The 11670-nt window shown below is 67.6% G+C and carries 11 protein-coding genes and 1 tRNA gene; 3 read left to right on the forward strand and 9 right to left on the reverse strand.

Annotated features, from left to right (window positions below):
* The 3 genes from VF643_RS04965 (at window position 1) to VF643_RS04975 (ending at window position 1875) form a co-directional block, all read left to right on the forward strand.
* Window positions 1–1416: an efflux transporter outer membrane subunit gene (locus VF643_RS04965; RefSeq protein WP_331042263.1), complete on the forward strand. Its 1416-nt coding sequence runs from the start codon at window positions 1–3 to the stop codon at window positions 1414–1416.
* A 63-nt stretch (window positions 1417–1479) separates the two neighbouring features.
* Complete coding sequence (locus tag VF643_RS04970) at window positions 1480–1740, forward strand: hypothetical protein (RefSeq protein ID WP_331042264.1); 261 nt, start codon at window positions 1480–1482, stop codon at window positions 1738–1740.
* Between the two features lie 60 nt (window positions 1741–1800).
* A tRNA-Glu gene (locus tag VF643_RS04975) sits at window positions 1801–1875 on the forward strand.
* Between the two features lie 41 nt (window positions 1876–1916).
* Here the strand turns inward: VF643_RS04975 and recJ are convergent.
* The 9 genes from recJ to VF643_RS05020 all read right to left on the reverse strand — a co-directional run bounded on the left by recJ (window position 1917) and on the right by VF643_RS05020 (window position 11419).
* The gene (recJ, locus tag VF643_RS04980; RefSeq protein ID WP_331042265.1) at window positions 1917–3683 is read right to left on the reverse strand and encodes a single-stranded-DNA-specific exonuclease RecJ; all 1767 of its coding nucleotides are present in this window, start codon (window positions 3681–3683) and stop codon (window positions 1917–1919) included.
* Window positions 3684–3830: 147 nt separating this feature from the next.
* Complete coding sequence (locus tag VF643_RS04985) at window positions 3831–4535, reverse strand: 2OG-Fe(II) oxygenase (RefSeq protein WP_331042266.1); 705 nt, start codon at window positions 4533–4535, stop codon at window positions 3831–3833.
* 73 nt (window positions 4536–4608) lie between these two features.
* On the reverse strand, window positions 4609–5559 hold the full coding sequence (locus VF643_RS04990) for an RcnB family protein (protein ID WP_331042267.1): 951 nt from the start codon (window positions 5557–5559) through the stop codon (window positions 4609–4611).
* A gap of 121 nt (window positions 5560–5680) precedes the next feature.
* Complete coding sequence (locus tag VF643_RS04995) at window positions 5681–6223, reverse strand: (2Fe-2S)-binding protein (RefSeq protein WP_331042294.1); 543 nt, start codon at window positions 6221–6223, stop codon at window positions 5681–5683.
* A 175-nt stretch (window positions 6224–6398) separates the two neighbouring features.
* Window positions 6399–7157 (reverse strand): class II aldolase/adducin family protein, encoded by a 759-nt coding sequence (locus VF643_RS05000; protein ID WP_331042268.1) that lies wholly within the window; start codon window positions 7155–7157, stop codon window positions 6399–6401.
* 62 nt (window positions 7158–7219) lie between these two features.
* A complete protein-coding gene (locus VF643_RS05005; protein WP_331042269.1) occupies window positions 7220–8404 on the reverse strand; it encodes an acyl-CoA dehydrogenase in 1185 nt (394 codons plus the stop codon).
* Window positions 8405–8506: 102 nt separating this feature from the next.
* On the reverse strand, window positions 8507–9034 hold the full coding sequence (moaB, locus tag VF643_RS05010) for a molybdenum cofactor biosynthesis protein B (RefSeq protein ID WP_331042270.1): 528 nt from the start codon (window positions 9032–9034) through the stop codon (window positions 8507–8509).
* Window positions 9024–10826: a lytic transglycosylase domain-containing protein gene (locus VF643_RS05015; RefSeq protein WP_331042271.1), complete on the reverse strand. Its 1803-nt coding sequence runs from the start codon at window positions 10824–10826 to the stop codon at window positions 9024–9026. Before VF643_RS05015 ends, moaB begins: the two co-directional genes overlap by 11 nt.
* Window positions 10823–11419, reverse strand: coding sequence for a uracil-DNA glycosylase family protein (locus VF643_RS05020; protein ID WP_331042272.1), 597 nt, complete (start codon window positions 11417–11419; stop codon window positions 10823–10825). Before VF643_RS05020 ends, VF643_RS05015 begins: the two co-directional genes overlap by 4 nt.
* Window positions 11420–11670: the final 251 nt, after the last annotated feature.

Genomic DNA, 11670 nt, shown 5'->3' on the forward strand with positions numbered 1-11670 from the left:
ATGGCTCGTCGATCCCTCCTCCTCCTGCTCGGTGCCAGCGCCGCGCTTGCCGGTTGCAACCTCGCGCCCAAGTACGTGCGTCCCGTCGGCGCGATCCCGGCGATCCTGCCGCAGGGCGGCGCCTATCCCCCGGCGGCGACCGACGCGGCGGACGTGACCGCGATCGGCTGGCGCGACTTCTTCACCGATGATCGGCTGCGTCAGGTCATTGCGCTGGGGCTTGAGAACAACCGCGATCTGCGGCTGGCATCGGCCAACGTGCTCCAGGCGCGGGCGCAATATCGCGTCCAGCGCGCCGATCTGGTCCCCGGCACCAATGCGTCTGTCGCCGGAACCCGGACCAACAATACCGCAGGGTTCGGCGGCGGCGCCGGCGCGAGCACGACGATCGAATTCTATACCGCCAGCGTCGGCTTCTCGGCGTTCGAACTCGACCTGTTCGGGCGGACGCGCAACCTGTCCCGGGCGGCGCTGGAGCAATATTTCGCGACCGAGGAGGCGGGCCGATCCACGCGGATCAGCCTGATCGCGGAGATCGCGACCGCCTGGCTGACGATGGCGTCCGACCAGGACCAGCTGCGGCTGTCGCAGCAGACGCTGAAGGCATTCGAGGAGACGCTGCGGCTGACGCGCGAACAGTTTCGCGTGGGCGTCGCTTCCGAGCTGGAGGCGCGTCAGGCGGAGACCAATTATCAGGCTGCACGCAACGACATCGCGGTGGCGCGGACCCGCATCGCGCAGGACCAGAATGCGCTCAACCTGCTGGTCGGCACCACCGTCGCGGCCGAGCAATTGCCCGAAGGCCTGGGGAACGGCAGCGGCTTCCTGATCCCGTCGCTTCCGGCAAACCTGTCTTCCGAAATCCTGCTGCGCCGACCAGACGTGCTGGAGGCCGAGCATCGGCTTATCGCGCAGAACGCCAATATAGGCGCGGCGCGTGCGGCGTTCTTCCCGACGATCTCGCTCACGGCCACGCTGGGCACCCTCAGCGGCGCGCTTGGAGGATTGTTCGGCAGCGGAAGCGCGACCTACAATGCTTCGCCGTCCATATCGCTGCCGCTGTTCGACGGCGGCCGCAATCGCGGCAATCTCGAATCCGCCCGAGCGGCGCAACAGGGCGCGGTCGCCACCTATGAACGGACGATCCAGGTCGCGTTCCGCGAGGTCGCCGATGCACTGGCACAGAGGGGCACGATCGGCGAGCAGGTCGCCGCGCAGGCCGCGCGCGCCGAGGCCGCGACGGTTGCGGCGCGGCTGGCCGACGCCCGGTATCGCGCGGGCGTCGATTCGTTCCTGACGGCGCTCGATTCTCAGCGCACGGCGTATAGCGTGCAGCAGCAGCTCGTGACGGCGCGGCTGAACGAAGGCAGCAACCTGATCGAGGTGTATCGGACGTTGGGCGGCGGTCTGCGCTGAAAATGACCGCTTGCAAACGCCTTGGAGCGGCATAGTCTCGGCTCCTACCATAGGAGAGCTACGATGGACCTGGTAAAAGCCGAGGCAGTCGACAGCAACGACAAGAGCCTTGTGATCCTGCAGAGCCTGATCTGCCTGCTGCGCGAGAAGAATATCCTCACCCGCGCCGACATCGAGGAGCTGAAGGAGAAGGTGGCGGACCGCGCCGCGCATGATCCCTTTGCCTGCCGATCGGACGGGGTCGCGGCGGCGGTGTGCGAGATGCAGGGTCTCGGCGACTATCTCGGGCGGCGGTATGGCGGACGGCATCGCCGGGTGAGTTGATGCGGCGACCGCTTGACCGCGACGCCGCTTCGCCTTAGTCGCCAACCCGCCGGCCAAGCTGGCCCCTTCGTCTAGTGGTTAGGACGCGGCCCTTTCACGGCTGAAACACGGGTTCGAGCCCCGTAGGGGTCACCATCCTCGTCCAGGCGACGGAGAGGGCGGAAATTCATACAAGCCTAAGGGCGATCGGCCCAGGCGGCATCCTCCACGTGCAGTTCGGCGCTCGTCCGGCCGTTCCAGTCGTCGACCTTCGCTCGCCCCGCCAGCCACAGCCTTCGATCCGGTCCGGCACCGAGCAGCGCCCGTCCGAGCGGCGTCTCCGCATGCCGGAACGCCATCGCCTTCAGGCTGCGACCGTCGTCGCCGGCGACAACCGTGCGGACATGGCCGTTGCCGACCACATCGGCGCGGATGACGCGTACCGGCCCGGTGGCGATGCGCGGTGCGGGCCATCCCATGCCGTAAGGACCGCCGACGTCGAATGCCTCGACCAGCGCGGGGTTGACGCCGCCGGGTGCGATCACCGCATCGAGCAGCAACGCGCGGTTCGCCGACGCCCGGTCGACCGTGTCCGCCAGCCGCAGTTCAAGGAAATCGGCGAATGCGGCGATCCCGTCGGCCGCGATCGTCAGCCCTGCGGCCATCGCATGCCCGCCGCCGGCGACCAGCAGCCCATGTTCCCGGGCCGCCATCACCGCCGCACCCAGATCGACCCCCGCGATCGAACGCCCCGATCCCTTGCCGATTCCCTGATCGTCGATCGCGATGACGATCGCCGGCCGGCCGAGCCGCTCCTTCAGCCGTCCGGCGACGATGCCGATCACGCCGGCGTGCCAGCCAATGCCGGAAACGACCGCAACCCGACGATCGCTGCCCGTCATCGCGTCGGCGGCTTCCTGCACGACCGCTTCGATGCCGCGGCGTTCCTCGTTCAGGCGGTCCAGTTCGGCGGCGATCGCGCGGGCTTCCTCGGGATCGCGGGTGGTGAGCAGCCGCACGCCCAGATCGGCGCGGCCGACGCGGCCACCGGCGTTGATCCGCGGACCTAGCGCGAAGCCGAGATCGGTGCACGTCGGCGCGCGGGTAAGGCGTGACGCCTCGACCAGCGCAGCGACGCCAGGGTTGCCGCCGCGTGCCATGACCTTTAGCCCCTGCGCGACGAATGCGCGGTTCAGCCCGCGCAACTGTGCGACGTCGGCGACCGTGCCGAGCGCGACGATGTCGAGCAGATCGAGCAGGCGTGGTTCGGCGCGTGCGGCAAAGAAGCCGCGTCCGCGCAACGTCCGCACCAATGCTGCGGCGAGCAGGAAGGCCATGCCCACGGCGGCGAGATGGCCGTGGCTCGCGCCCTCCGCGCCTTCGTCCAGGCGATTTGGGTTCACGATGGCGTGCGCATGGGGCAGGGCGCTGACGCATTTGTGGTGATCGACGACGATCACGTCGACGCCCTCGTCTCGGGCCGCCGCCAGCGCGTCGAACGCCTGTGCGCCGCAATCGACGGTGACGATCAGCGTCGCACCCTCGCGCGCCAGCCGCACCAGCGCGTCGCCCGACGGGCCATAGCCCTCCAGCAGCCGATCGGGAATATAGGGCCGCGCCTCGATCCCGAGATCGCGCAATATCAGGACCATGAGGGCCGCCGAGGTCGCGCCATCGACGTCATAGTCGCCGAAGATCGCGATGCCTTCGCCCGCCTGAACCGCATCGGCCAGGCGTTCGGCGGCGCGGTCCATGTCGCGGAAGCATGACGGATCTGGCATGAAGGAGCGGATCGACGGCAGGCGGTGCGCCTCCAACGCGTCGGGCGGGCACCCGCGCGCGAGCAGCAACTGGGTGACGAGATCGCCGCCGTCCATCGCAGCGTCCCGCGCATCCGCCGCGCGCGCGCGCCACTGCCACGGCTGGCCGAGGAGGGAGGTGGCGATGCCGAGGACGGGGTTCAAACGCGAAAGGTCACTGAAAAGTCACATCCTACAGGGGTGTACGCAATCGTCCGGACAGGCCTTGCAGGCTTCGTCGGTTCGGCCCGGTAGAGGGGGCGCGCTTGGCCTACAGCCAAAGCCGGCTTGTAGGAAAGCGGCGTGTCGGCCTCAGTTCACCCATGCGCCTTCGCGGAACCATTTCGTGACGATATATTTCACACCTTCGACCACCGGCATGCCTTCGTGCAACGTGCGCTCGTTCGGGCTGCCGTCGAGCTTCATGTTGTTCCACGCCAACAGCAGTCCGCGCTTAGGCGACACGCGAATGCCCGCCTGCGGGAACCAGGTCGATCCGCCTTCCTCCACGTCGTTGAGGTAGATCATCGCGGTCCACGTCCGCTGCCCGCCGCAACGCTCCATGTCGGCCCAATATTTCTCGGCTTCGTGGAAATAATCGTGGTGGGCGCGGAATTGCTGGCCGATGTCGTAGCGCTGGCCCTGCATCGTCTCGCCATTCCGGGGATCGACGCCGAGCAGGTGCGCGATCGATTCGTCGATCGGGCGAACCTCCGGCGACCAGCGATCCATGTCGCAGCTGTCGCTGGTGCGGAACCCCACGCCGGCGCGATCGGAGAGCAGGGTCGAGGGGCGTCGGCCGATGTCGATCAGCGCGATCAGCCGCGCGCATTGTTCGGGCGAGAGGAAGTCTTCGTGATGATAGAATTGCACGCCCGCGATCGGCACATTGGTGACCGCCGGATTCGCATCGAGCCGGGCCGAGACCGCGCGGCCAACCTCGCCGCGTGCTGGCGAAGGCATGCCGCCCGAGGCGGTGATACGCGGCGTCGCCGATGATTTGCCGAACAACTTCATGGCCGCTGAAATCGCGCGGCGAGCGGCGAAAGGCAAGGGGGGCCGGCAGCATGCGCCACCGGCCCGATATGGCCTACCAGAAGATGCCGTACACCACGTCGACCACGCGCCCGTAGCGGACGTCGACCAGCAGCGCGTCGTTGTAATAACGCACCCAGCGATATGGGCCGTAAGCGGCGGGCAGCCGGTAGTCGTAGGGATCGTCGATCCAGTAATTCTGCCCGAACAGGATCGAATTGAGCGTGATCCCGACCGAGAAACGACGATAGCCGTTGCCCCACCCGTTGGGCGCATAATAGCGCGGCAGGCGGTATGCACGGCGATTGGCATTGCGATAACCACCGTAATCGTAGCGCTGCTCGGTTCGCCAGCCACGGTTCCAGGCCCCACGATCGTTGCGATTGCCGTCGCGGTAGCGGTCGTTGCCGCGGTTCCAGTCGTTGCCGCGGTTCCAGTCGCTCCCGCGTGCACCTTGACCGCCGTTGATGCGGCGGTCGTTGCGCTCATTTTGCTGACGATCGCGCGGACCGAAGGTGGCGGTGGCACGGCGATCATCGCGGCGCACGGATCGGTCGCGCTCGCCATCGATCCGGCGTGCGGCGCGTGGATCACCGGTGATGGTGTCCGATCCACGCTGGAACGTATCACGCTGGAAGGTGCCACGCTCTCCACGTGAGCCGGAATCGCGGTTGATATTCCGATCCTGACGGTTGGCGGGTCGGTCGCGGCGGACGGATACGTCCGCGCCTGCCGCTATTTCGCTGGTCGCCCGCCGATCGCGCCACCCGGGGTTCGCTGCGGCGCGCGCCTGGCGATCGGCGCCGCCGTCGCGCGTCATGTCGCGGTCGATCGCCACGCGCTCGGGCCGGTCCCGCTGCTGCCGCTCCGCCCCCCGGTCGCCTCCCCGCCGCTCGCCGCCCCATTGCCGGCCCTCGCGGCCGGGACGTGCCTCCTGCGCGGTGGCCGCGGTAGCGATCGGCACCAGCGCGGTCGCCGCCAGCAACGCCTTGATGAGGAACCTCATGGTCTTCGTCCTTGCATGCCGGCGCACGAGCCGGCCCCGATGATGAGGACGCAAATGCCTGGCCTGCACGGAACCGCGGCTGAATTGGATCGTCAGCGTTTCGAAAGCATTGCCGCACAGGTCAGTCGCGTGGCGGCACCAGAGCGGGGACCGAGCGCGCGGAATCCGCAGGGTCGATGCCGGGACGCGCACCCGCGGGGATCGTCTCCTCGCCGCGCAGGGCGCGTGCGGCGCGCTGGACCGCCTCGATCAGCCGCGGGTAGATGCCGCAGCGGCACAGGTTGGTCATCGTCGCGCGGATCGTCGCGTCGCTGGGGTTCTGGTCGCGTTTGAGCAGCACAGCGGCAGCCATCACCATGCCGGGAATGCAGAAGCCGCACTGTACGACGTTTTCGGCCAGGAAGGCGAGTTGCACCGGATGGTTGCGCTCCCGCGACAGCCCCTCGATCGTGGTGACGTAGCTCCCCTCGATCGCGCCGATCGTCACCTGGCAGCTGCGCACGGCGCGCCCGTCGAGATCGACGGTACACGCGCCACAATGGCCGGTGCCGCAGCCGTATTTGGTCCCCGTCAGATTGGACGCGTCCCGCAGCGCCCACAGCAGCGGGGTCTCGGGGTCGAGCCGGTAGCGAACGGGTTGGTTGTTGACGGTGAAGCTGGTCATCGCGGCGTCGGCGCCGGCCACAGAGTCCGTTTAAAAACTCGCGGTAGAGCGAGTTTTGCAGGCGGCACCGGCCCGCTCCCCCACCCGGCCACCCACAATGTACTCTGCTGGGCGGCCGGGTGGGGGAGCGAGCCGGTGCCGCGAAACGTGCTTCGGCGCGTTTCCAAACAGACTCTCAGTCGCGCCAGCTGGGATCGATGCGGTCGACCTTGCGCACCATCGCCGCGAAATCCGCCGCACCGGGGCCGCCGGGCACCTGCACCATGTGCAGATCGCGCTGGTGAACCGCGACCACATCCGGAGAGACTTCCAGCGGATTGCCCATCGACAGCGTCGCCAGCTGGATTTCACACGCCCGCTGGAGCGACCAGTGCTTGATGAACGCCTCGGGCAGGGTACGGCCCATCACCAATATGCCGTGGTTCTTGAGCAGCATCACGCGCTTGTTGCCGAGGTGCGCGAGCAGACGCTCGCCTTCCTCGTCGCGGACGGTGACGCCCTCGAAATCATGGTATGCGATCTGCCCGGCGAAGTTGCAGGCGTAGAAATTGATCGGCCTGAGGCCGCCCTCGACCGAACTCACCGCCATGCCCGCGGTCGTGTGCGTGTGCATGATGCAATGCGCGTCGGGCAGATGGCGGTGGAACAGCGCGTGCTGAACGAAACCCGCACGATTGACCGGATAGGGGCTGTCGTCCAACTTGTTGCCGTCGATGTCGATCTTGACCAGGCTGGATGCGGTCACTTCGGAAAAGTGCAGCCCGAACGGGTTGATGAGGAACGCGCCTTCCTCACCCGGAATCTTCAGCGTGATGTGGTTGTAGATCATCTCCGACCAGCCGAGCATGTCGAACACGCGGTAGCAGGCCGCAAGCTGTTGACGCGCTTCCCATTCGGCTGCCGCCATCTGCGGTTTGGCCAGTGCGGTCGCCATCGCATCACTCCACATCGTTTAGAAGACCAGGTATCGCACGCCGCCGCGACGCTCGCAACCGCTCAGAAGGCGGCGATGCCGGTGATCGCTCGGCCGAGGATCAGCGCATGGACGTCATGCGCGCCTTCATAGGTGTTGACCGTCTCCAGGTTCATCAGGTGGCGCATCACGTGATATTCGCCCGAGATACCGTTGCCGCCGTGCATGTCGCGCGCGTCGCGGGCGATGGCCAGCGCCTTGCCGACGTTGTTGCGTTTGATGAGGCTGACCATCTCCGGCGCGAATCGGCCTTCGTCCATCAGCCGGCCGACGCGAAGGGCCGCTTGCAGGCCGAGCGCGATTTCGGTTTCCATGTCGGCCAGCTTCTTCTGATAGAGCTGCCGGCCGGCCAGCGGCGTACCGAACTGCTTGCGGTCCAGCCCATATTGCCGCGCCGCGTGCAGGCAGAATTCCGCCGCGCCCATCGCGCCCCAGGCGATGCCGTAACGCGCACGGTTGAGGCAGCCGAACGGCCCCTTCAGTCCCTGCACGTCGGGCAGCAAAGCGTCCTCGCCGACCTCGACGTCGTCCATCATCACCATGCCGGTGATCGACGCGCGCAGCGACAATTTGCCCTCGATCTTGGGGGTTTCCAGCCCTTTCATCCCGCGCTCCAGCAGGAAGCCGCGAATGCCGCCCTCATGCGCATCGGACTTCGCCCAGATCACGAAGACATCGGCGATCGGCGAATTGCTGATCCAGGTCTTGGTCCCCGAGAGGACATAGCCGCCGTCGACCTTGCGCGCCCGCGTCGTCATGCCACCGGGATCGGACCCGGCGTCGGGTTCGGTCAGCCCGAAGCAGCCGATATATTCGCCGGTTGCCAATTTGGGCAGGTATTTGCGCTTCTGTTCTTCCGATCCGAAGGCGTTGATCGGGTACATGACCAGGCTGGACTGGACGCTCATCATCGAGCGATAGCCCGAGTCGATCGCCTCGACCTCGCGCGCGACAAGGCCATAAGCGACATAGCTCGCGCCGACCCCGCCATATTCCTCCGGGATCGTCGGGCCGAGCAGCCCGAGTTCGCCCATCTCGCGGAATATCGAAGGATCGGTATGTTCGTGCTGAAAGGCATCGACGATCCGCGGCAGCAGTTTCTCGCGGGCGTAGCCGCGCGCGGTATCGCGCACCATCCGCTCGTCTTCGGTCAATTGATCGTCGAGGAGGAAGGGGTCTTCCCAGTCGAACCTGCCCATACCCGCCATCACGCTCTCCTTCGTTGCGCGACGCGCTAGCGCAGGTGCGGAGATTCGCCAAATTGTTGAAGCGGTACGGCAAGTTCCTCCCCGTGAACGGGGAGGAATGTCCTACCGTTCGGTCAGCCGCGGCATAAGTTCGACGAAGTTGCAGGGGCGGTGGCGGCTGTCGAGTTGGGTGGCAAGGATTCCGTCCCACCCGTCCTTCACCGCGCCCGTCGATCCGGGAAGCGCGAAGATATAGGTGCCCCTCGCCACACAGGCGCAGGCGCGCGATTGCACCGTCGAGGTGCCGATCTTGGCGAAGCTGAGCCAGCGGAAGAGTTCGCCGAAGCCGGGGATCATCTTGTCGGCGACGCGCTCCACCGCCTCGGGCGTGACGTCGCGGCCGGTGACGCCGGTGCCCCCGGTGGTGACGATACAGTCGATATCGGGATCGTCGATCCACGCATGCAGCCGCGCGACGATGCCGTCGCTGTCGTCACGGATGATCGCGCGTTCCGCCAGGATGTGCCCCGCCGCCGCGATCCGCGCCACCAGCGTGTCGCCCGACCGATCCTCGGCCAAGTTGCGCGTGTCGGACACCGTCAGTACCGCGATCCGCACCGCCAGGAACGCCGCGGCCTCGTCAATCGGCACGCGTCACCGTTGCTGCCGGGCGAGCGGACGTGCCGAGCGCCGCGGTGGCGCGTGCCGACGGGGCGGCATTCATGCGCACCGCGGCGGCGCCCGGCAAACCGGGAAAGCGCGGCCACATGCCCTGCGCCAGTGCCGAACGGCTGGCGGATTTCGGCTTGCCGCCTTGGCCCTCATACATCCAGTAATTGCGCAGCACGGTGGTGACGTAGCCGCGAGTCTCCCAATAGGGGATGCTCTCGATGTACAGCAGCGGATCGCCGCCATCGCGGATGATCGCATTCCATTCGCCGACCGGCTTCGGGCCGGCGTTATAGGCCGCGATGACCTTGGGCAGCAGCCCGCCGGTGACGCCGTTGTCGCGCAGCCGTTCCAGATGGCGCTGACCGATGTCCATGTTGACGGCAGGCTTGGTCAACGCGTCCTTCTCCAGCGTCGTGCCGCGTTCGCGCGCGAAATCGGTCGCGGCGGCTGGCATGATCTGCATAAGGCCATAGGCTCCCGCCGGGCTGACGGCCTTGTTGCGGAACCCCGATTCCTCCAGCGTATGCGCATAGACCAGCGCCTTTTCGACCCGCCAGCCACTCGCCGGCGCCCAGTTCGGCGCGGGATAGCGTGCCTCGACGGTGGCGGTGACGCCGGCAGGGCAATTGTGCGCGAGCCAAACGGTCGTCGCGGGAAGATCGAGCGATTCGGCGAGGCGCACCAGGCTGCCGAATTCGGCCGGCGCGCCGATCCGGGCCTGCTGACGCACCACGCTGTCGGCCATCGCGGTCTCGCCGACCTCGACGAGGGCGGCGGCGACGCGGACGTTGGGACGCCGATCGAGCGCTGCCCAGTCGCTGGCGACCAGCTGGTTCTTTGGCGCAGCCTTCTGCCGCATGCCCAACGCCTGACGGGCAAGCTGGCCGTAGAAGCTCTCGCCGAACTGCGCGGCGGATTTCAGCCGCGCCTCGATCTTCTGCGGGCTTGCGCACATCATGTCGGCACGCGCCGCCCAATAGAGCGCAGCGGCGCGCAGATCGACGTCGGTCGCGCGCGCGGCGACGCCTTCGAACCCCGCGCTCGCGCTCGCGCAGTCGCGCTGGCGCCACGCGGCGAGCGCGTCGGTCCAGCGCGCCTGAATCGCCCAGTCGCCGGCGCCGTTGGCGGCCTTACCGGCCATGTCGCGTGCGCGGGCGTCGTCGCCCTGCAGGAAGTACATCCAAGCGACCTTCTGCTGCCATTCGGTCAGTGCCTCGGGCGTCAGTCCTTCGGTCTCCTCCAGCATCGCCTGCGCGCCCGCGCCGTCGTCGATCTTGACCAGCGGCTGCATCCGGATCGCGAGATCGGCAGCGATCAGGTCGCTCTTGGCGGTCTTTGCGCGAAAGCGGCGCGGCGCGCCGTCCTGCCAGATCAAAGTGCGGGCGACGGGCAGCGGGGGCAGCTCGGTCACGCCCCGGCTTTTCGCCAGACGTGCAAGTTGCTCGGCCTGGGGCAGTTCGGGCGCCTCGTTCAGCAGCGCGACGATCTGCTCCGGCTCGACCTTGGGCGATCCCTTGGCGGTATAGAGTTGGGCGCGGGCGATCGCGTGGAGGGGGCCGGGCTTCATCGCATCCAGCCCGATCTGGGCGTCGGTCCAGCGCGCGTCGCGGATGGCCTGGAACACCGCGGCATAGGATTCGCGCTGGCCGCTATCCAATTGCGCCGGAATGCGCGCGGCGGCGACAATGCCCGCATCGCCGGCTGGTTCGGCCGCATAGGCGGGCAGGGGGAGGGCCAGCAACGCCGCCCCGATCAGAAGCCGCATGGTCATTCTCCCGTGGTCTTCACGCCGGCGCCCGCGACATCGGCACCCTCGACTTCGGCGTGATCGCGCATCAGCATCCGCAGGTCGCTCCAGCTTTCCGCCTTGCACGCCGGCTTCTCGATCAGAAAGCGCGGGTGGTGGCTCGCAACGACTGCGACCCTGCCGCCAATATGGTTAACAAAGTGTAAACGCCCGCGCGCTTCGGCGAGATGGGTGCCGAGTACCGCCCGCACCGCGCCGTCGCCCAGCAGCAGCAATCGCCGAGGTGCGACGAGGCCGATATGGTGCCGGGCCATGTCGCCCAGACGGGCTTCGATCTCGCGCGGGATGCGCCCCGCTGTCGGCCGACGCCAGCAGATCGCGGCGATGTGAACGTCGTCCCGGGTGAGGCCGACCGCGGCGAGCATCCGCCCGAACAGCCGCCCTGGCGCGCCGCCGCTCAGCAACGTGCCCTCATCGTCGCGGTCGGGGCAATCGGCCAGGATCATCAGATCGGCGATGTCCGGCCCGCTCGCCGCGATCGACGCACCCGCCCAGGCGGCCTCCGGCATGTCCACCCCGCCGCGCCACTCCACAAATGCAGCGAGCGTGGCAGGCATCGTAACGGTTGTCGACGCGGCGGGAGAGGACATCGGAGCCGCCGGCGCCACGGATATTGGAGGGGCCAGCCAATCCCGGGGACAATCCTCTACGAGCACATCCACGCCGGCATCACGCCACCATTCCAGCGCACTGGCGGTCGCCGCCGCAAAATCGAAATTCTGGTCTGCCCCCATCGCCTTCTCTCATGCGCGGGAGTTGACGTTTCGGTCAACTTCCTCAATCGGCTATGCAGTCAGGACGTGGCCGC

This window comes from Sphingomonas sp. (genome assembly GCF_036387595.1).
In the GTDB taxonomy this organism is placed as follows: Bacteria; Pseudomonadota; Alphaproteobacteria; order Sphingomonadales; family Sphingomonadaceae; genus Sphingomonas.

Excerpts from the sequence above, each read along its gene's own strand:
- VF643_RS04965 (WP_331042263.1), top strand. The coding sequence starts at position 1 with ATGGCTCGTCGATCCCTCCTCCTCCTGCTCGGTGCCAGCGCCGCGCTT.
- VF643_RS04970 (WP_331042264.1), top strand. The coding sequence starts at position 1,480 with ATGGACCTGGTAAAAGCCGAGGCAGTCGACAGCAACGACAAGAGCCTT.
- VF643_RS04985 (WP_331042266.1), bottom strand. The coding sequence starts at position 4,535 with ATGAAGTTGTTCGGCAAATCATCGGCGACGCCGCGTATCACCGCCTCG.
- VF643_RS04990 (WP_331042267.1), bottom strand. The coding sequence starts at position 5,559 with ATGAGGTTCCTCATCAAGGCGTTGCTGGCGGCGACCGCGCTGGTGCCG.
- VF643_RS04995 (WP_331042294.1), bottom strand. The coding sequence starts at position 6,223 with ATGACCAGCTTCACCGTCAACAACCAACCCGTTCGCTACCGGCTCGAC.
- VF643_RS05000 (WP_331042268.1), bottom strand. The coding sequence starts at position 7,157 with ATGGCGACCGCACTGGCCAAACCGCAGATGGCGGCAGCCGAATGGGAA.
- VF643_RS05005 (WP_331042269.1), bottom strand. The coding sequence starts at position 8,404 with ATGGCGGGTATGGGCAGGTTCGACTGGGAAGACCCCTTCCTCCTCGAC.
- VF643_RS05015 (WP_331042271.1), bottom strand. The coding sequence starts at position 10,826 with ATGACCATGCGGCTTCTGATCGGGGCGGCGTTGCTGGCCCTCCCCCTG.
- VF643_RS05020 (WP_331042272.1), bottom strand. The coding sequence starts at position 11,419 with ATGCCTGCCACGCTCGCTGCATTTGTGGAGTGGCGCGGCGGGGTGGAC.